The 19,089-nt window shown below is 46.3% G+C and carries 22 protein-coding genes and 1 tRNA gene; 12 read left to right on the top strand and 11 right to left on the bottom strand.

The window, feature by feature from the left end; genetic code table 11:
- Positions 1-28: 28 nt before the first annotated feature.
- Positions 29-520: an Lrp/AsnC family transcriptional regulator gene (locus WOA13_RS08605; RefSeq protein WP_342127493.1), complete on the bottom strand. Its 492-nt coding sequence runs from the start codon at positions 518-520 to the stop codon at positions 29-31.
- A 43-nt stretch (positions 521-563) separates the two neighbouring features.
- Positions 564-941: a 30S ribosomal protein S8e gene (locus tag WOA13_RS08600; RefSeq protein WP_342127492.1), complete on the bottom strand. Its 378-nt coding sequence runs from the start codon at positions 939-941 to the stop codon at positions 564-566.
- A gap of 179 nt (positions 942-1,120) precedes the next feature.
- On the opposite strand from WOA13_RS08600, the gene rnz reads away from it, so the two are divergent.
- Both rnz and WOA13_RS08590 read left to right on the top strand, forming a co-directional pair.
- On the top strand, positions 1,121-2,038 hold the full coding sequence (gene rnz, locus WOA13_RS08595) for a ribonuclease Z (protein WP_342127491.1): 918 nt from the start codon (positions 1,121-1,123) through the stop codon (positions 2,036-2,038).
- 84 nt (positions 2,039-2,122) lie between these two features.
- Positions 2,123-2,869: a hypothetical protein gene (locus tag WOA13_RS08590; RefSeq protein WP_342127490.1), complete on the top strand. Its 747-nt coding sequence runs from the start codon at positions 2,123-2,125 to the stop codon at positions 2,867-2,869.
- A gap of 155 nt (positions 2,870-3,024) precedes the next feature.
- Here the strand turns inward: WOA13_RS08590 and WOA13_RS08585 are convergent, their stop codons facing one another.
- Positions 3,025-3,294 carry a hypothetical protein gene (locus tag WOA13_RS08585; RefSeq protein WP_342127489.1) on the bottom strand — a complete coding sequence of 90 codons (270 nt, stop codon included), beginning with the start codon at positions 3,292-3,294 and terminating at the stop codon, positions 3,025-3,027.
- A 39-nt stretch (positions 3,295-3,333) separates the two neighbouring features.
- Positions 3,334-4,449 carry an AAA family ATPase gene (locus WOA13_RS08580; protein WP_342127746.1) on the bottom strand — a complete coding sequence of 372 codons (1,116 nt, stop codon included), beginning with the start codon at positions 4,447-4,449 and terminating at the stop codon, positions 3,334-3,336.
- A gap of 354 nt (positions 4,450-4,803) precedes the next feature.
- On the opposite strand from WOA13_RS08580, the gene WOA13_RS08575 reads away from it, so the two are divergent.
- The 4 genes from WOA13_RS08575 (at position 4,804) to WOA13_RS08560 (ending at position 7,785) form a co-directional block, all read left to right on the top strand.
- Positions 4,804-5,175, top strand: coding sequence for a response regulator (locus tag WOA13_RS08575; RefSeq protein ID WP_342127488.1), 372 nt, complete (start codon positions 4,804-4,806; stop codon positions 5,173-5,175).
- Between the two features lie 26 nt (positions 5,176-5,201).
- Positions 5,202-6,680, top strand: coding sequence for a response regulator (locus tag WOA13_RS08570; protein WP_342127487.1), 1,479 nt, complete (start codon positions 5,202-5,204; stop codon positions 6,678-6,680).
- A 166-nt stretch (positions 6,681-6,846) separates the two neighbouring features.
- A complete protein-coding gene (locus tag WOA13_RS08565) occupies positions 6,847-7,623 on the top strand; it encodes a sulfide-dependent adenosine diphosphate thiazole synthase (protein ID WP_342127486.1) in 777 nt (258 codons plus the stop codon).
- An 87-nt stretch (positions 7,624-7,710) separates the two neighbouring features.
- Positions 7,711-7,785: transfer RNA gene (locus tag WOA13_RS08560), tRNA-His, on the top strand.
- Positions 7,786-7,990: 205 nt separating this feature from the next.
- Here the strand turns inward: WOA13_RS08560 and WOA13_RS08555 are convergent.
- The 3 genes from WOA13_RS08555 to WOA13_RS08545 all read right to left on the bottom strand — a co-directional run bounded on the left by WOA13_RS08555 (position 7,991) and on the right by WOA13_RS08545 (position 9,853).
- The gene (locus tag WOA13_RS08555; protein WP_342127485.1) at positions 7,991-8,338 is read right to left on the bottom strand and encodes a DUF356 domain-containing protein; all 348 of its coding nucleotides are present in this window, start codon (positions 8,336-8,338) and stop codon (positions 7,991-7,993) included.
- A 120-nt stretch (positions 8,339-8,458) separates the two neighbouring features.
- Complete coding sequence (proC, locus tag WOA13_RS08550; protein WP_342127484.1) at positions 8,459-9,268, bottom strand: pyrroline-5-carboxylate reductase; 810 nt, start codon at positions 9,266-9,268, stop codon at positions 8,459-8,461.
- 90 nt (positions 9,269-9,358) lie between these two features.
- Complete coding sequence (locus WOA13_RS08545; RefSeq protein WP_342127483.1) at positions 9,359-9,853, bottom strand: multiprotein bridging factor aMBF1; 495 nt, start codon at positions 9,851-9,853, stop codon at positions 9,359-9,361.
- A gap of 83 nt (positions 9,854-9,936) precedes the next feature.
- On the opposite strand from WOA13_RS08545, the gene WOA13_RS08540 reads away from it, so the two are divergent.
- Positions 9,937-11,220, top strand: coding sequence for a proteasome-activating nucleotidase (locus WOA13_RS08540; RefSeq protein WP_342127482.1), 1,284 nt, complete (start codon positions 9,937-9,939; stop codon positions 11,218-11,220).
- A gap of 17 nt (positions 11,221-11,237) precedes the next feature.
- The gene (locus WOA13_RS08535; RefSeq protein WP_342127481.1) at positions 11,238-11,828 is read left to right on the top strand and encodes an endonuclease dU; all 591 of its coding nucleotides are present in this window, start codon (positions 11,238-11,240) and stop codon (positions 11,826-11,828) included.
- Positions 11,829-11,831: 3 nt separating this feature from the next.
- On the opposite strand, the gene glmM is transcribed toward WOA13_RS08535, so the two are convergent.
- Positions 11,832-13,175, bottom strand: a complete 1,344-nt coding sequence (glmM, locus tag WOA13_RS08530) for a phosphoglucosamine mutase (RefSeq protein WP_342127480.1) — start codon at positions 13,173-13,175, stop codon at positions 11,832-11,834.
- Between the two features lie 116 nt (positions 13,176-13,291).
- On the opposite strand from glmM, the gene WOA13_RS08525 reads away from it, so the two are divergent.
- On the top strand, positions 13,292-13,579 hold the full coding sequence (locus WOA13_RS08525) for a signal recognition particle protein Srp19 (protein ID WP_048206296.1): 288 nt from the start codon (positions 13,292-13,294) through the stop codon (positions 13,577-13,579).
- Positions 13,580-13,698: 119 nt separating this feature from the next.
- On the opposite strand, the gene WOA13_RS08520 is transcribed toward WOA13_RS08525, so the two are convergent.
- Together WOA13_RS08520 and WOA13_RS08515 are read right to left on the bottom strand one after the other, a co-directional pair.
- Entirely contained in the window at positions 13,699-13,872 is a 174-nt protein-coding gene (locus tag WOA13_RS08520; RefSeq protein WP_342127479.1) for a preprotein translocase subunit Sec61beta, read from the bottom strand.
- A gap of 51 nt (positions 13,873-13,923) precedes the next feature.
- Positions 13,924-14,943 (bottom strand): S-methyl-5-thioribose-1-phosphate isomerase, encoded by a 1,020-nt coding sequence (locus tag WOA13_RS08515; protein ID WP_342127478.1) that lies wholly within the window; start codon positions 14,941-14,943, stop codon positions 13,924-13,926.
- Positions 14,944-15,086: 143 nt separating this feature from the next.
- Between WOA13_RS08515 and WOA13_RS08510 the strand changes: the two genes are divergently transcribed.
- Together WOA13_RS08510 and WOA13_RS08505 are read left to right on the top strand one after the other, a co-directional pair.
- The gene (locus tag WOA13_RS08510) at positions 15,087-16,937 is read left to right on the top strand and encodes an HD domain-containing protein (RefSeq protein ID WP_342127477.1); all 1,851 of its coding nucleotides are present in this window, start codon (positions 15,087-15,089) and stop codon (positions 16,935-16,937) included.
- Entirely contained in the window at positions 16,934-17,686 is a 753-nt protein-coding gene (locus tag WOA13_RS08505) for a tRNA (adenine-N1)-methyltransferase (protein WP_342127476.1), read from the top strand. The genes WOA13_RS08510 and WOA13_RS08505 overlap by 4 nt, the downstream gene beginning before the upstream one ends.
- Before the next feature lie 72 nt (positions 17,687-17,758).
- On the opposite strand, the gene radB is transcribed toward WOA13_RS08505, so the two are convergent.
- Positions 17,759-18,427, bottom strand: a complete 669-nt coding sequence (gene radB / locus WOA13_RS08500; RefSeq protein WP_342127745.1) for a DNA repair and recombination protein RadB — start codon at positions 18,425-18,427, stop codon at positions 17,759-17,761.
- Between the two features lie 378 nt (positions 18,428-18,805).
- On the opposite strand from radB, the gene WOA13_RS08495 reads away from it, so the two are divergent.
- Positions 18,806-19,057 carry a glutaredoxin family protein gene (locus WOA13_RS08495; RefSeq protein ID WP_342127475.1) on the top strand — a complete coding sequence of 84 codons (252 nt, stop codon included), beginning with the start codon at positions 18,806-18,808 and terminating at the stop codon, positions 19,055-19,057.
- Positions 19,058-19,089 lie beyond the last annotated feature (32 nt).

Below are 19,089 nucleotides of genomic sequence, written 5' to 3'. Positions count from 1 at the left end.
GGGGAAAGCAGTGGTTAAGAAAAACAAATTATGGGGAGACTGCAAGTCTCTTGACCTGGTCTGGTTCGTCCAGGATCAGCCCGTTCTCTTTGTAGGTCTTCAGAACAAAGTGGGTGGCAGTGCTCTGGACCTGATCCAGGGTCGCTATCTTCTCCGCTACGAAAAAGGCGACCTGTTTCATGGAATTGCCGCGCACTGTTATAGAAATGTCATGTTCTCCGGAAAGCAGCCTTACTGAGCGCACTTCCGGGAACTTGTATAGCCTCTCGGCAATTGCCTGGTATCCCAGTTTCCGTTCCAGCTGGACCTTAAGTTCAATGATGGCGTACACGTAGTTCTCGCCTGCAAGTTCCCAGTCGATGATCGTCTTGTACTGGCGAATGATCTTCGCTTTCTCAAGATATTCGATCTTCTGTTCTACTTCCTCAACGGTCATGCCGGTGAGTGCTGCGATCTCTTCTGGTACGATCCTTGCATCTTCTTCAAGGATCTCCAGTATGTTGCGTGTTTGCTCATCCATACCTGAAACGTCCCGGGATTAAAAAAGATGATCAAGTAAATATTTACTCGATCAGTACAGCGTTGACCACGCCATCCTGTCCAGGACGGCTTGTGACGACAGCATTGCCGATTGCGGTCTTGATAACTGCACCTTTTGTGATGGTGTTACGCCTGACGTAGTGCTCGTTTGCGGTGTTGTCAACAACTGTCTCGATAGCTGAGATGACTGTCTTGCCATCGGATGGGTTTGTGACGTTTGCAATGTTTGCCTGAAGGAGCCTTACTTTCCTGTTTCCGCCACGTGTTGCGATGTTCTTCCTCTTTGTGTCAGCAACGTGTGTTTCTGCAGGCTCACGTCCAAGTTCATATTTCCTCTTACCACGTGATGATTTGATCTTTGCTCCTGTGTATTTCCTTTTAGATCTTCCCTGAAATTGCATAATTTGTCCTCTTATTTATTATTAGTAGAATGAATCTCTAGCATATATAATCGGTTAATGGACTTCCTTTACTAATAGGATTCTATATGAACTTTTCGAGCCGCTAACCTTTGCCCTGTATTCCCCGGAAGTACAAATGTGATAAGTGATAAATAATTCTAATGTATAATAATTAATACATGCTTCTTGTAACATTTTTAGGGACCGGCGGGTCTTTGCCTACAAAGAACCGCAATCCATCAGCCATCATGGTAAACAGGGACGGCGAACTTATCATGTTCGACTGCGGCGAAGGTGCCCAGCAGCAGATGATGAGAGCAAAGACCGGCATGATGAACCTCTCTTCGATATTCATCACTCACTTCCACGCAGACCATATCCTGGGGATACCGGGGCTTGTACAGACAATGTCCTTCCAGGGCAGGACCGAACCTCTCACCATATATGGTCCTGAGTGGGTGGAAGAGTTCGTAAAGTTGCTATCAGCTCTGGGTTACTACAAGCTGAAGTTCGAAATAAGGGCTGCCAGGATGGAGCGCGGGGATGTTGTAAGGATGGACGGCTATTCCGTTGTTGCCCTGCAGACACAGCATAATGTACGCAGTATAGGTTATGCGCTGGTGGAGGATCCGCGCCCGGGAAGGTTCGACCGCAAAAAAGCTATGGAACTTGGAGTTCCTGTGGGTCCTTTATTCTCAAAGCTTCACAAAGGCGAGGATGTGGAAGTTGATGGCAGGACCATAAGGTCAGAGGACGTGGTGGGTGAACCACGGCCCGGAAGGACCATCATCTACACCGGTGATACAAGGCCCTGCAAGGATGTCCTGGAAGCAAGCGAGAACGCTGACCTTCTGATACATGACGGCACACTTGCAGACGAAAAGCTGGAATGGGCAAAAGAAGCAATGCACTCCACAGCAGGTGAGGCTGCAGCACTGGCAAAGGAGGCCGGTGTAAAACAGCTGGTGCTCACGCATATAAGTTCAAGGTATTCGGATGACGTAACTCCTCTTATGAACGATGCAAAAGCAATATTCGAGGGTGTGATCATCGCAGAAGACCTGATGTCCATCGAGGTTCCCCTTAGGGATGAATAAAGTTTCATTCCTTTCATTTTCTTTAGTGCATAACTTTTTTAAGTTCAGGCAGCCAAACTATTAATTGTAATAGTTGGTGGTGCAATGTTACATGAGCGACGTACTGGTAAGTCCGGAACATTTGATGGAAAGCATGTCATTGATCCCTATCACATAAGTGAGTTCAATGATGTGATCATGAAAATCGCTTCCCTGAAGGATAAAGATGCCCAGATATCCCGGGGGATCGATAAGATGACCGCAAAGGTCTGCAACACTGCTATACGGCTTGCACAGGAGGACCATGAGATCCCTTTGAACCGTATAGACCAGGCCATAGCAATGAACTTTGCAAGGTCTGAGCAGGTTGAGCATGACATCAACAGGATAATCTCTGAAAAACTGAACCTCGGCCAGATGTTCAGATACCCTGAAACTTTCCATTATGACCAGACAAGGAAGAAAGACCTGATCCCGCGTGAGGTTCCTGCTGATAAGAAGATCGGCATCAATATAAATTATGCAATGGAGGCACTCTATGCACAGGAGAACTCCGGGGAGATGTGGCACATTATCATCAATCATGAATGGTTCGAGCTAAGCACTGAACCTGTCTTTGAACTGGTGCCCGAGATGCTCCCGCCAAATTCTGAATATGGTAGTACAGTAGGGGTTGTAAACATCCTGAGTTTCTTTGATATGGGTGCAATTCACAGGGAATGGCCCGGCCTGGTAGACCTTTTTGATCCGGCTTGTGTCGCTACGTTAATGGAACACGCTGTTTCAGAACTGGAGGTTCCGGATGAGGATGGCATCGTTCACAATTATGGCATCGAATGGCTTGATGTATAATTGCCGGATGAACTAATGAACTTCTTATCTGCTGATATGTTGGTAATGAGTGGATTGTCAGGTTAACCGGCCGATAGAACGGGCTGATCGAATTAAATGATGTAATTTCGGGTTAAATAAAAGAAGAAACAGGAAAGACGAATGTCTTTCTATTCTCAGAGTATCGTCCAGTCAAGTTCTTTATCGTCCTCATCGTAGAGGTGAACTTCCATGGACATCTCTTCTATTCCGTAAGGTAACTCCTTTATGCCGATGTAGAGCGAATCTCCGATGGCAACATTGAAGCCTTCTGCTTTCACCTTTGCAAAGTAGACCCTGCCGCCGGAATCGATATCCTCAACTGTAACTCCTTTCCATTGTTTAAGGTTATCAATTATGTTCACTACTCTGCATTCGAACCTGTCATTTTCACTGATGGTTGTCATAATATCACATTTCAACTATTAGGATTAAGCTTCCATTTTTCATATATAAAGTCGATTCAGTGCACCGGTGTCTTCTTTTTTCACCAGTCTGGATATTGCAGTCTCGAAGAGTTCCTGCCCGACCTCTTCCCTGTCATCTATTATCGCCTGGTGGAGCGCGTTCTTGAGTACTTTTTCCACGATATCCCTTCCTGAGAGTCCTGCTGTGAGCTTTGCGAGTTTTTGAAGGTCGATGTCTCCGGCAGGAAGCGGGAATGTACTGATGTTCTGTTCGATTATCCTGTGGCGGTCCTGCTCATCAGGTAATATGAACTCGATCTCTTCCTCGAAACGGCTTCTTACAGCAGCATCAAGGCTGTCCACACGGTTGGTAGCTCCGATTGTGCAGACTCCCTGGCGCTCCACGATACCGTCCATCTCGGTAAGGAGTGCATTCACGATCTCTGCAACATCTCCCCTGAGCTCCTGGAATCTCCTGTCCAGGGCGATGGCATCCAGCTCATCGATGAAGATTATGCATGGCTGCATCTCTTCAGCTTTGTCATAAAGCTGGTGGATCTGGCGTGCGCCCTCTCCTACGAACTCTCCAATGAGCTGTGTGGCCTTTATGGGTAGAAGCGGTACTTCTGTCTTGTTCGCAAGGGCCTTTGCAAGCATCGTCTTTCCGGTCCCCGATGGCCCGAAGAACAGCACATTGCGTGGTGCCCATTTGCCAAACCTTTCCGGTTCTTCAAGGAATCGTTCGATCAGCTTGCATTTGCGGCGTGCATTAGTCTGCCCGATGACGTCCTCAAATGTAATGCCTGTGGAGGATTCAGCTGCGATGGGGGCCTTTTCATCTTCATTGACGATTATGGTCGTTTCCATTCCGATGACCGACTCCGGTGGTTCTACATCGATAACTTTGTAGGCAAAGTCAGGATACATCCGGTGGTCGAAAAGATACTCGCCTTTGCGAGCCATGAATCCCTTCCATTGCTTTCTTGCATACTGTTCGAAGATATCTGGGTCCTCGATCTCCGGATACTCGTCAAGCATGCTGCTAAGTGGATATCCTTTCGGTTTTAGTATGACTATATCTGCGGTGGAATCCGATGGGTCTATATTCTCTTCCCGGTTTCGCTTTTGGTTTGTCTTCTGGGCAGATCTGACTATTTTATCAACTCTTTTTCGTCTTACAATTGGATATTTGCAGATGATCTGATTTAATATATTTCCTGTGAGGTATCTCCATGAAAAGTTCATGTTGATCTATTATAGGGGCTATATATTATCTTAGAAAGACCACTAATTACATTTCGGTATATGACCTTAACGGGATAATTATTATATATTGACTCGTGACATATCTTAAGGATAAGTTATAGTCCTGCAAAATATGTTTTATTCTGTACCTTTCTGTGTACATGATGTTTGCCTGTCAGTGACTTGTCCTCTGTGGACAAGAGCTCACATGATGCTCTAAAAAAGTAAATTTGTCTATATGGCGTCTATGAAAAAGTGATAATTATGAGTAATATCCTGGTGGTGGAAGATAATCCCATGAATATGGAATTGACCGTGGTCCTGCTGGAATCATGGGGCCATAAGGTGGGACAGGCAGAAGATGGGGCTCAGGCCCTTGATGAAGTAAGAAAGGGCAATTATGATCTCATACTTCTGGATATGCAGCTTCCACGCATGGATGGACTTGAGGTTCTGGAGCACCTGCTGGACGACCCGGAAACCGCTGATATACCTGTGGTGGCCCTGACAGCACATTCAATGACCGGTGATGGCCGAAAATATCTGGATGCCGGATGTACGGGATACATTTCCAAACCTATCAATGTTCCCCGGTTCAGAGAACAGATAGATGAATACATGAATGCTTCTGCTTAATACTTATTTTATTTCGGGTGTGAAATATGACTGGTGGTACACTTCCAAAGATACTCATTGTTGATGACGAACCTCTGAATGTAGAACTGATGGAGGTCTATCTTTCCGGGGATTATGATGTTGTCTGTGCTTATGGTGGGGCAGAAGGACTTGAAAAGATAAGGACTGAGGATATAGATCTTGTCCTTCTGGATGTAATGATGCCGGATTTAAGTGGGTTTGATGTTTGTAAAGCCCTGAAAAGTGATCCTCTTTACCAGTTCATTCCTGTCGTCATGGTGACTGCCCTTTCCGGAAAGAATGACAAGATAATGAGTATTGAAGCCGGGGCGGATGATTTCCTTTCAAAACCCGTTGACAGGCTTGAACTGGAAACGAGAGTAAAGTCTCTCATAAAGATAAAACAATTGCATAACAGCCTTGTAGCGGAGCGCGATCAGGCACAGAACTATCTTGATGTTGCAGGTGCGATCCTTCTGGCGCTGGATAAGGATCAGAATGTAACCCTTGTTAACAGGAAAGGCTGTGAGGTACTTGGCAGAAATGAGGAGGATGTCCTTGGAAAGAATTGGTTTGATTCCTTCCTTCCGGAAAAGGATCTGGAATCTGCAAAAACTATGTTCTCCAGGATTCTCAATGGTGACATTGGTACATTTGAATACTGTGAAAATCCCCTCATTAATGCTGATGGGGAAGAAAGACTGATAAGCTGGCACAATTCCCTTCTTACAGATAAGAATGGGGATGTAACAGGTATTCTTACCTCCGGTGAGGATATCACGGAACGCATGAGGACTGAGATCGCACTGAAAGAATATGCAGAAGAGCTTGAGCATTCTAATGAACTGAAGGATCTCTTCATCGATATAATCAGGCATGACCTGATGAACCCGGCAGGTGCTGTAAAAGGTTTTACCGATATTCTCATAAAAAGGGGTAAACTTCAGGAAGATGATCTTCGTATGCTCCAGTCAATAAAGCGTACTAATGATAAGCTGATCACCATGATAAGCAGTGCAGCAACTTTTGCAAAGGTTGAGTCTGTTTCTGAAGTTCGATTGAAGCCCATGGACCTGGCTGAGGTTCTGGGGAATGTTGTTCAAACCCTTGAACCACAAATGGAAGAGAATTCCATCGAATTAAATATGGAATTTGATGGCTCCTTTTCTGTACTTGCAGACCCTATGATCGAACAGGTCTTTGTGAACCTCGTATCAAATGCAATTAAGTATAGCCCCCAGGGAACCCTTGTTAGTCTGGGAATAGATGACCTTGGAAATGAATGGAAGGTCAGGGTAATGGACCAGGGTTTTGGTATCCTTGATGGGGACAAAGAACTTGTCTTTGAACGTTTCAAGAGGCTGGATAAAGGGAATATCAAAGGTACAGGACTTGGTCTTGCTATTGTGAAGAGGATCGTCGAGCTTCATGAGGGTAAGGTGGGTGTTGCTGATAACCCGGAAGGTCAGGGCAGCATGTTCTGGGTAACCCTGAAAAAGCCATAACTTTTATTCCTACTTACTTTCCTTCTTTTTCCATTGATTCTATTTTATTTTAGGGATATTTTTTCTTCAAAGTATCCGTTTTGTACAGTCTCTTTGCCGGTTCCAATAACTTTAAGATACATGTATCCAATGACCACTTGGATTTTAATTATCATGAGGCAGTAATATGAAACTCGATGAGGTCACAATTTCAAGAGCGATAATAGATGAGTTCTCTAAAGTATTCCTTGATTATACGGAAGTAGATGTGGCGCTTGTAGGCGGTGGGCCTGCAAACCTGGTCGCTGCGAAGTATCTTGCAGAGGCAGGGTTAAAAACAGTCATCTATGAGAAGAAATTGTCTGTCGGTGGAGGTATGTGGGCCGGTGGAATGATGTTCCCACGTATCGTTGTGCAGGAAGAAGCACGTCATATTCTGGATGAGTTTGGTATTGATTACCATGAATATGAAGAAGGTTATTACATAGCCAATTCCGTTGAGTCCGTTGGTAAGCTTATCAGTGGTGCAACAAGTGCAGGAGCCGAGATATTCAACCTTGTAAACGTTGAGGATGTTATGATCAGGGACAACGATGAGGTATGCGGACTTGTCATCAACTGGACTGCTGTGGAGATCGGTAGACTCCATGTTGACCCGCTGGCAATACGTGCCAAAGTTGTTGTCGATGGGACAGGCCATGAGGCAGCTGTCTGTAACACAGTGCAGCGCAAGGTTCCTGGTGCAAAGCTGGGCGAACTTGGTGTAGTAGGCGAGAAGCCAATGTGGGCAGATGTTGGAGAGCGCATGCTTGTGGATACCACAAAGGAAGTTTATCCAAATCTCTATGTTGATGGTATGGCAGCTAACGCCGTGGCTGGTGCTCCACGTATGGGTCCGGTATTTGGTGGAATGCTTATCTCAGGTAAACAGGTTGCCGATCTTATAATTGAAAGGCTGAAATAAACCCTCAATGTCCGTTTTTGAGCCAAAAAGTTTATCTAACAAAAGTACTAGTATAAGGTGCTTCGTCTGAAGCACCCTATTTTCCGTGCCGGGGTAGGGTAGCGGTTATCCTGTAGCCCTGTGGAGGCTACGATCCGAGTTCGACTCTCGGTCCCGGCCCCATTCCTTTTACAATCATCAATTTCTGTTCTAAAAATTCATTGACCTTAAGGTATGGTAAATGGTTATTTCTGCATCAGTTCATCTGCTTTTAATTCTATGTATGTGCTACATTTTGAAGAACAGAGTACAGATCGTGACCACTGGTCAATAAGGCTGAGTGAATAAAAATTAAAAAAGAAATAATGCGGCTTATATCAGGCCGCGCTCATACTTCGAATGCCCTGTCAAACTCAGGGTATAGTTCGGAACTATCTGCGAGTTCCTCGAAAGCATCATGTCTTGGACTTACTATCACAACATGTGCAGGGGGGTGGATCTTCCTTAACTTACTGATCGCAGCACCTGCATTTGTGTCAAGTTCCACAAGGGCCGCAGAATTGCATTTTGCTTTTAAGGGTACCCCTGAAACGCTTACAAGAAGCTGGTCTGCATAAGATGGTTCGATCCTTTTCGGATTAGATCCGAATTTCATACTCCCATAGTGTTCTAGATCGTGCAAAGCTATTTTAATTTTATTCGGGTCCTCTGCCCGAATCACCGCAAAAGATTTCATTTTTTGTCCCCACATAAACTTGATTGAAGTTTAATAAAATGAATACAGTCATCCAGATATATCAACCTTTGTATATTGTTCTTTATTTTCGAAAGTCGAAATTAAAAAAGAAAGCTGGCTTTATTTGCCCAGCTCCTTTGACCTTTCGGAAGACGCGATGACAGCGTTCATGAAAGCAGCTCTTACTCCGCTTTCTTCAAGTGTATGTATTCCACGAATTGTGGTTCCTGCGGGGGAGGTAACCATATCCTTAAGCTCCCCTGGGTGCATTCCTGTCTCAAGGACCATCTTTGCAGCTCCAAGGACTGTCTGTGCGGCAAGTGTGATCGCGCTTGCACGGTCAAGTCCTTCATGGACCGCACCATCTGCCATTGCCTCGATAACAGGGAATATGTATGCAGGACCACTGCCAGAGAGGCCGGTGACCGCATCCATGAGCTTTTCTGGGATCTGGATCGCACTTCCAAGGGACCTGAAGATCGCAAGGGCGACCTCTGCATCCTCTGCGGTAGCATTGGTACCTGTACAGATAGCTGATGCAGCTTCGGCTACAGTTGCAGCGATATTTGGCATTACCCTTATGACCCTTGCATCGCTGTTGAGCTCATCCTCAATAGCTGCGACAGGGACTCCTGCTGCAATTGATATCACAAGTTTGTCGGATGTGATGTCATCCTTGATCTGTGCTAGTATGTCCTTAAGTATCTGGGGTTTAATTGCAAGAACAACAATATCGGAGTTCATTATGGTACTGGCATTTTCGGTGGAAACGTTGATGCCAAGTTCCTTGTTAAGTCTCTCAAGAGCAGGTTCGTAGACATCGCTTGCATAGATGCTGATCTCGCTGTGTGCTCCGAGAATTCCCCTGATAAGGGACTCTCCCATTTTTCCTGTGCCTATGAATCCGATCTTCCTGTCTGTAAGCTGCATGTTTTTTCCTTTTCCTGTATGGATATTAATGATTTAAACCGGGTCGATAAAAAAAGAAGGATCATTTAATGAATGATCCGTTTCGTCCTCTTATTTTCTCTTGATCGTAACGATATCGCCGAGTGTGGTTCCCTTGTTAAGGCGGTCAGCACTCCAATCGCTTTCGCCAACGCGTTCTGTAAGTTGGATGTTCAGCGCTTTTTCGATCTTCTTTCTGACTGAATCTTCCGGGACGATCTCTCCACGTTCGATCTTCTTGATAAGTGATGCCTTTTCCTTTATCTTTGTGGCAAGCACTTCCTGGGTCCATCCACGTTTTTCACGGGCCTCATGTATGATCTTCTCGTATTCATCGACAAGTTCGTCGCTAAGTTCTGCGAAAGGATCACGCCTCTGACCTGTTCTTTTTGGAACATTTCTTTTTGTTTGAGGTGACACAGGCGATATCTTCCTGGAAACAGGTGAACGGGCTTTTACTGCCGTTCCATATTGTGCGCATTTGCTGCACACCTTAAGCTGGCTTCCATCAATTGTGACTTCTATTGCCTGTCCTCTGATCTCTGTGCCACATATTTCGCATTGCATCTGGTATCATCTCTTGAAGTGTCTTTGCATTGCTCTTTACGAAAGGGCTATATATCGTTTCTACTTAAATATTATTCGGAACTATGAGCGAAACAATAGATGAAGAACCAGGAAATAACAATTATGGTTTCCATGGAATTGTCAATAATTCCGGTGAATACACCACCGGGAGCGATGAGGACTTCTCTAAGTATCTTCTGGACCGAATGAAACAGCTTGAATCACGCAACACTATGCTCAAAGAGCAATGTGGGCAGATCGAGTCTGAAAAGCGTTTCATGGAATCCCAGAAGCTCAAGTATGAGCGCGAGTCACAGAGGCTGCAGTCAGAGCTGGATCGGTTAAAATCCGTGCCCCTGGTAGTTGCGAACGTAGTTGATGTTTTTGATGACGGCAGGGTCCTGATAAGAAGCAGCACCGGCCCACAATTCCTTGTGAAGGCCTCCCCGGAACTCGATGAAGATCTTCTTATTCCCGGTTCAAGGGTTGGCCTTAACCAGCAGACATTGGCGGTCGTTGATGTCATCCCGGTGTCCGATGAGCCTGTGATCTCCGCCATGGAAGTTATCGAGTCCCAGGAAGTGGACTATTCCCAGATAGGCGGGCTTGATGACCAGATTCGGGAAGTCAGTGAATCCGTGGAGTTGCCGCTTACAAGACCCGAATCCTTTGTACGCATAGGTATCTCTCCGCCAAAGGGCGTTATGCTATATGGTCCTCCGGGGACGGGTAAGACACTGCTTGCAAAGGCGGTGGCGCACAGGACGAATGCCACTTTCATAAGGGTAGTAGGTTCCGAACTTGTCCAGAAGTATATCGGAGATGGTGCAAAACTTGTCCGGGATATATTTGAGATGGCAAGAAAGAAGGCACCTTCGATCATATTCATCGATGAGCTGGATGCAATCGCAGCCACAAGGTTAAATGATACCAACGGCGCGGACCGTGAGGTACAGCGAACCCTGATGCAGTTGCTTGCCGAGATGGACGGTTTTGATAATCGGGGTGATATTCGCATAATAGCCGCAACCAACCGCCCGGATGTCCTTGATCCGGCGATCATCCGCCCGGGAAGGTTTGACCGTGTGATAGAGATCCCGCTTCCTGACCAGAGTGGCCGTGAGTGCATATTCCACATTCATACTGACCGCCTCTCCATTGATGACGATGTTGATCTTGCAAAGCTGGCAAAGCTCACCGAAGGTGCAAGCGGTGCGGATATCGGTGCTATTGTTATGGAGGCCGGTATGTTCGCTGTTCGCCAGAACAATGACAGCATCAGCATGTCCAATCTGGTTGAAGCAGTGGACAAGGTCATCTCAGCACCGGATATCATACATGACCCGTCGCTCCAGATGTTCTCATAAAAATTCATATCGGTCGTGTGAGTTTGGTCTTTCATATCAAACCTGAGATCAGGATCCTTGGTATCGATGATTCTGCACTGATACGTGACAACATACTCATAGTCGGAGCTTTCTTCCGGGGCGGTCTGTGGCTGGACGGGGTAATGCGGTCAGAGATCACCCGGGATGGTATGGATGCTACTGATCGAATAATTGATATGGTGACCTCCAGCAAGCATTATGGCCAGATAAGGGTCATCATGTTGGATGGTGTAACTTACGGTGGTTTCAATCCAGTGGACATTGTAAGGCTTAATGAGGAAACCGGAATTCCGGTGATCGTTCTCATGCGTGAGCTCCCGGACTTTGAAAAAATAAAGACGGCACTGCATCATCTGCCTGAGGCCGATAAACGGATGGAGATGATGCTGCGTGCAGGACGTGTCATTAAAACAATATCAAAAGATGCCTCAAATCCTGTTTTCATTCAGTGTGCAGGAATCGATGTATGTCTGGCATGCGATATAGTTCGTCTGTCCTCCACAAGGAGTAACATACCCGAACCATTGCGCGTTGCCCATTTGATCTCCACCGGCATCATTTGTGGTGAGTCAAGGGGAAAGGCCTGATCATCAGGCCTTGAATTTTTCTACCAGTTCCACACCTTCGTTCATGAGCTGTTCAGCTCTCTCTTTTGTCTTTGTTTCTGCGAATATGCGGATAATGGGTTCTGTTCCTGATGGCCTGATGAGAAGCCAGCCGTCCTCATGCCAGATCTTGACCCCATCGGTGGTATCAACTTCGTGCTCTCCGCCCATGACGTGTTCCTTGATGCTCTCCATGGCTTCCTTAAGGTTGCTGCAGTGGACCTTTGTCTTTGAGTTGAAGTATTCAGGAACGCTTTTCACAAGGGATGAGAGCGTTTTTCCTGAGGCCATGATCTCAAGCAGCTTTGCAGCTGCCATGGCGCCGTCGCGGCAGTACTGGTGCTCAGGGAAAATGAGGCCGCCATTACCCTCTCCTCCGAAGACCGCACCGGTCTCCATCATCTTTCTTGCCACATTGATCGAACCGACGGCGGTCCAGTGAAGCTCGACTTCTGCTTCCTCGGCAACGTCCAGCATGCGCTGGGAAGAACTTACCGGGGTGACGATCGGACCTTTGTTATCTTCAAGGATGTACTTTGCCATCATGGAAAGGAGCACGTCCTCATCGATGAAGTCCCCATTCTCATCAAAGAAAACCGCCCTGTCAGCGTCTCCGTCCTGTGCGACACCCATATCTGCGCCTCTGCTCTTCACGATGTCCGCAAGTTCTGTCAGGACATCTGGTGTTGGTTCAGGGTTCCTCCATGGGAATGTGCCGTCGATCTGTGCATTGAGGGTTATGACCTCACAGCCAAGTCTCCTGAGCAGGAAAGGCAGTGTAAGGGAGCCGGCGCCACAGCCTGTATCCACAACGACCCTGAACTTCTTTTCCCGTATGTTCTCAGCTTCCACTGAGTTGATGATGCCGTTGATGTAATATTCGTTAGCATTGTTGTCCTTGTGGAAGTTGCCTGTCCTCTCCCAGGTTGCAGTGGAGAACTCCTTTGACATGTAGATCCTTTCGACGGCCTTCTCTCCTTCACGTGAGAACTCACTTCCATCTCCTGCAACCAGTTTTATTCCGTTGTATTCTCTTGGGTTGTGAGATGCGGTAACCCCGATGCCTGCGTCAGCATGGTCCCTGACGTAGTACTGTATTGCAGGTATTGGTGCCGTCCCGATGTCTATAACTGTCACTCCTGTGGAAAGTGCTCCTGCAATAGCTGCAGATTTAAGCATCTCTCCGGAAATTCTTGTGTCACGTCCGATAGCGATAATTCCTTTTGAGCCCATGTAGGTCCCAAGGCTTTTTGCAACATCTATTGCAAGCTGCGGTGTGATGTATTCATTGGCAATGCCCCTTACTCCGTTTGTACCAAAAAACGCCATTTGATATCTCCTCTTTACAATTGCTTGCATATGGGCTCTGACACTATTTTATATTTTTGAAGTATGACTTTTGACCAAGTTTAAATTATATGAGTTCCAATCTATGCCCCATGATGATGCGTGACAAAGGGAAACTGGTTATCTGGCCGGCAAACCTGGACAGGTCCAGGTCCAGAAGAGATGGCAGGATCATCTCCAGAAAAAGTTCTGTGGAGAATCCGGAGCTAAGGGAGATCTCAAAAGCCGCTGAGAAGCTGAACCTGCATCCTGAAGTGGAAGCTGATAAGAAATATCCTCGCTCCTGGTGGGAAGCAAGCGGTCGTGTCCTTGTGGATAACGAGGAACCAAAGACCATGGTTGCGAGAAAGCTCGCAAAAGCAATTAAAGAAGCACGTGGCGGATAATAGCTGGAGCTATTACTCTTCCAGCACCTATTCTATAACTTTTAAACTATCTGCACAAATTACGTAAGAAATGTACGTATTTAAAAAAAGACTCTGAAACTAAAATAGTGTTAATTAGGTTATGGCCAGAGGCCAAAACCTGCACTTAATGCGAGAATAACGATTCCACAGAGTGCTCCAAAGATCATAACTGTCTTTGGCTGCAGGTGAATTGCTCTTTTATCCGCATCGTAGTACCTCATGAGACCTGCGGATGACATAAGTCCGCTTCCGCCAGATTTTTGTTTAGCCATATTCTCTCCGATTGTCTTTTAGATTTTTAAGCTTTGTGGGTGCAATTGGTGTTACATCATTACTTCATCCAGCAGGAACGGTGGCTGGAATATTCCTTTTTCAGTAACAATGGCCGTGATGTTCTCCATAGGTGTGGCATCGAATGCCGGATTGTAGACCCTGACATTTGCAGGTGCGATCTGCTGACCAGCCATGTAGCGAAGTTCGTCTGCATCCCTCTCTTCTATCTTCACGGTCTCTTCCCAGCCGTTGGGGTCGAATGTGGAGATCGGCGCTGCAACAAAAAATGGGATATCATGTTCCCTTGCGAGTACTGAATGTGTGTAGGTTCCGATCTTGTTGAAGACAACATCCTGTGTGATCCTGTCAGCACCTACGATGACCTTGTCCACCATACCGTTCTTCATCACGTGACCGGACATTGAATCTGTGATCAGGGTGACCGGGATATTGTCCTGCATGAGTTCCCATGTGGTGATGCGCCCTCCCTGGTTCAGGGGACGTGTCTCACAGGCGATGACCTCTATCTCTTTTCCTTTTTCCACAGCGGACCTGATGACTCCCAGTGCCGTGCCCCAGTCCACACAGGCCATCCTGCCGGCATTGCAGTGTGTCATGACCCTGTCACCGTCCTCAAGCAGCCTGTGGCCATGCTTTCCGATGGACTTGTTGATCTTCACATCCTCGTCTGCGATCCTTATTGCTTCGGATATCACAATGTCCTTGATGCTGTCAAGGTCATAGGCATCCTCTGTTGCCTTAAGCACTCTGTTCACAGCCCATGCAAGGTTCACTGCAGTTGGTCTTGTTGCCTTGAGAGTGTCAGCGGCGACCTTCAGGTCCTTGAGCAGCATTTCCATAGAAGTTGCGCTGCTTAAGTTTACTGCAAGTGCCATTCCAAAACCTCCGGCTGCAGCCAGTGCGGGGGCACCTCTGACCCTCAGTGACCTTATTGCTTCGCAGATGGAGGCAAGGTTGTCGCATTCAATGATCTTGAGCTCTACTGGCAGGTACGTCTGGTCTACCAATACGATATTTTTGGATTCATCGTTCCAGTCTATTGTCCTCATGTGAACCACTTGTTGTGTTCTAATGGCAGTTCCACATAAAAAAGTATTCAATTTTATCCTCTGTCAACTTACATTTAATACTCAGCATTTTTCTCATCGTTCTGAGATTCTTTTTATATGGTATCTTCTCATATTGTTGTGTGATGACAAAACCCAGGGTGATCCATGACCCTGTTCACGGAACTATCATACTTTCCGAACTTGAACAGCTTCTGATCGATACTCCGCAGTTCCAGAGACTTCGTGGCATACAGCAACTAGGTCTTGCAGACGTTGTATTTCCCGGTGCCAATCACACACGTTTTGAGCACAGTGTCGGTACCATGCACACAGCGTCCCTTTTAGGTAACTATCTTGAACTTGATGATGAGTCAATATTGAAGCTAAGGCTGGCAGGCCTGCTTCATGATGTCGGTCACTCTGCCTTCTCGCATGCCGTTGAAAGTGTGCTCAAAAGGGATCCTGCGATCCGTCCGAAGATCAACGGGAAAAGCTTCCTTAAACATGAGGCTTTCACAAGACACATCGTCTCAGAGGTCCTGCCGGAAAGTTCTGTTATTTCCAGATTTGTAAGTGATGAGCTTGGTCATGATCCATATGAGTTCTTTTCCGAGATCTCAAAGATCGCCACTGGTGACCTGTTCGTTGAACATCCTTATCTTTCTCAGCTGATGTCAGGGGATATCGACGCGGACAGGATCGACTTCCTTCTCAGGGATTCGTATCACACAGGCGTATCTCTTGGCCTCATCGACCTTGACCAGATCATACAATGCCTCTCCATAAGAGGTGACAATGTGGTCCTTGGCGATCCTGATGCCGGCAGCTTCGATGAGGAGCTTACCCTTGCAGCTGCAGAGTCCATGCTTATTGCCCGTTCCCATCATTACACTGCTATCATCCATCACCCACGAACCCAGTCTGTCAGGGTGATGCTCCTGAATGCTCTTGAAAGTACCCTCTCAGGTCTGAGGGGTAGTATCGGAGACGATAAAGTAGCTGGGATGGTGGCAGATTTCTTTACAAAATACAATGATGCTGATCTGCTCGACCTCATCAACAGGAACGGGGACGATGCTGCAAGACAACTGCTGAACAATATCCGTGATGGCACGATATATGCTCCGGTTGCAAGGTTCAACCAGAAGACCCTTTCTCCTGGCACGAGGATGGCCCTTTCCACAATTGCACACAATGGTGTGGCAACAAAGATGCTGGAGGACGGGCTGGAGAAGGAATTCGGGGATGTACTTGTGGACCTGAGCATTGCAACGGGTGTTCCGAAAAGTGCCCGTGTGATGGCAGGGGGACATGAGAACTTCTTCTATGATGAATCAGCTCTTGCCAATGGGTTAGTGCGAGCCATATCCCGGCAGATGTCCCTGACGGCGTTTGCCCATCCTGATGCAGTGATGGATTCAGAGCTTGCTTCTGCACAGGAGAAGATGCGTGATATTGTCGATGACCTCTCTCCGAGGTTACTGAATTACATAAGAGGTGACCAGTATCTTCCAATCGAAGGTCTTATCCTTCTTCTTTATGCTGTACATAAGCTGTTCGAGGTCGAAAAGGATGGCTACATCTCTATTCCGCGAATCAGGAACATTACCTGGCTATATCGGAATGTGGTCTTCTTTAAGGAGGACAGCAGGTTAAAATACCTGTTCGACTATGATTTCCACACAAGATACGGTTTCCCTTACAGCAACAAGGTCTACGAGGACATCCAGTTGCTGGTCGCCATGGGTATCGTGGACGAGGACCTGCGCTACTATGAGTCTGAAGGACGTTTCAGGCAGCGGTATGAGTACGTATTCACCGATGCTGGTGTGCAGTACGCAGCTTCAATCGTGGATTCCTATGGTCGTGAGTTCGGGATGATAACCGATCATCTTTCAATGAACAAACATTCAATACCTCGTGATATCGTAACAATTCCTCTGGCAAGATACCAGAGGGACAGGAAAAAAGGAACATCAGGTGCAAACAGATGAAGTTAGGTGAAGTAGTGCTGTTAAAGACCAGCCACAGAGGAAAGATCAGGGAATTCATAACATCGGTATCTGATGATAAGTTCCACACAGATTTTGGTATGATCGAGATGTCAGAACTTCTGGAAAAAGAGCCCGGGGACAAAGTGGTTTCCCACATGGGTCAGGAGTTTGTTATCCAGCTTCCAAGGATGCCGGATTTCTTCAGGCATGCAAAGCGCACCGGTGCTCCCATCATGCCCAAGGATATCGGTATGATACTTGGCTATACCGGCATCAACAGGAACGATGTTGTTCTTGATGCAGGGACAGGTTCAGGTATCCTTGCCATGTACCTGGGTTCCATCGCAAAGAGGGTCCTCAGTTTTGAGATCAGGGAAGATTTCGTTGATGTGGCTCGTGAGAATATCCGACGAGCAGGTCTGGAGAACGTGGAGGTCCGCTGTGGTAACATCGTTGATGAGGTTAAGGGTTTTGACGAAAAGTTCAATGCTGTGGTACTTGACACAATGGATACACCTTCAGTTGTGCCTCATATTCCTTCAATACTAACTCCTGGTGGCTTCCTTGTAACATATTCTCCTTTCCTTGAGCAGACCGGACAGATAAGAAAAGCAATAGATGAGGCAGGTTTCTTTGAAGTAAGGACAATTGAGTGTATCGAGCGTGCCATGTCCTTTTCAGACCGCGGCACACGCCCGTCCACTTCCCGCGTAGGTCATACTGGCTATATTACCATTGCAAGACTGTAAGTGTGTAAAAAGAGACTGTATGTGATAGCACGTATGGTAGGCACGTAATCAAGCGAGATTGTAAAAAGGAATTTATCTGACGCCGTCTGCGGTTATGCTGAATTCGCAGGTGGCACCTTCAGGTCGGGAGCGGTGTTTCCAGAGTTTTGCACGACGGTTGCCAGTTCCTGTTTTTTCAAGCTGGACTATTGTCTTGGATATATGTTCAAGACCGCTTCCGCCTATGGGTTTGAGTGTATTGGTATTTATATCTGAGTAGACCTGGTTGGTTATTACAACCACGATCCCTCTTTTGCGTGCAAGGCTGTGAAGGAACCCTATCTGGTTCGAAAGCTCTCTTCTGGTCCTGATGCTTGAATCGTCATCGTCCAGTTCGAAACGATAGTATGCTGTTGCAGAGTCCAGTATAATAAGGCCTACGTTCTCTGTGCTTATTTTCTCGGTTTCCCTTACTGCCGAATACTGTTCTTCGAATGTATGCGGCTCAAAGATTATTATATCCTGTGCGATCTCTTTGGCATTCTCTCCGGCAATTTGCCTGAACCTGTCGGCGGAGATCCCTTCCGTATCTATGAAGATCGCCTTCTTTCCTTTCTTCACGCATTCAACAGCAAGCTGGAGGCATATGTTCGTTTTCCCGCTGCCCGCTTCTCCGAATATCTGGGTTACTACACCTGATTCGAATCCGCCTCCCAGAAGTTCATCTATGGGGTGGCAGCCTGATGCTAGCTGTTTGTTTATTTTCTACACCTCTGCTCGTGGAATGTATCTGGTATTATGGAATTTATGATATACATCTTTTGGCAAAGAGATTTTTTCTAACTCATTTTCTTTTGTATCTATATTGGTAACTAAGTTGGATACTTTCATCTCATTATTATAATGATGAATCTATTTGTTTGTTACCATATCTGTTATCATTAATGTTTCATTGGTATTCAATTGTAGGTGTAAAAAGCATTATTAACTGAGAACTCCATACTATTGGTTTACTCGTATAGAGGTCTTTCCCGCATTATAATATGGCTGCTGAATGCGATTATCATTTTTTCAGTTGCTGAGGGGATTTGTGTGATGGGTCTCTTGATTATGTTTAAAGATCAAACGGATGGAAGAACTATGCCTGGTGTAATTATCTATACAACGGAAACATGCCCGAAATGTGTGCAGCTGAAGAAGGTACTCAAAGCGAACGATGTGGCTTTCACTGAGGCTGACATGTCAACTCCTGAATCATTGACAGAGTTGCGTGTCAATGGAGTATTCACTGTTACAGCTCCGGTGTTACAGATAGAAGATGACTTCCTGACATATGACGAGCTCTTTAACAGCGAGGGCGTGAACCTCGATTCATTAAAGGATATATTATGAAGGTGGTCATTTGACATCTAATACAAAGCTGA

This window comes from Methanococcoides sp. LMO-2 (assembly GCF_038432375.1).
Taxonomy (GTDB): Archaea; Halobacteriota; Methanosarcinia; order Methanosarcinales; family Methanosarcinaceae; genus Methanococcoides; species Methanococcoides cohabitans.
Note: the sequence above shows the minus strand (reverse complement) of the source record. Positions and strands in the feature narration are given on the sequence as shown.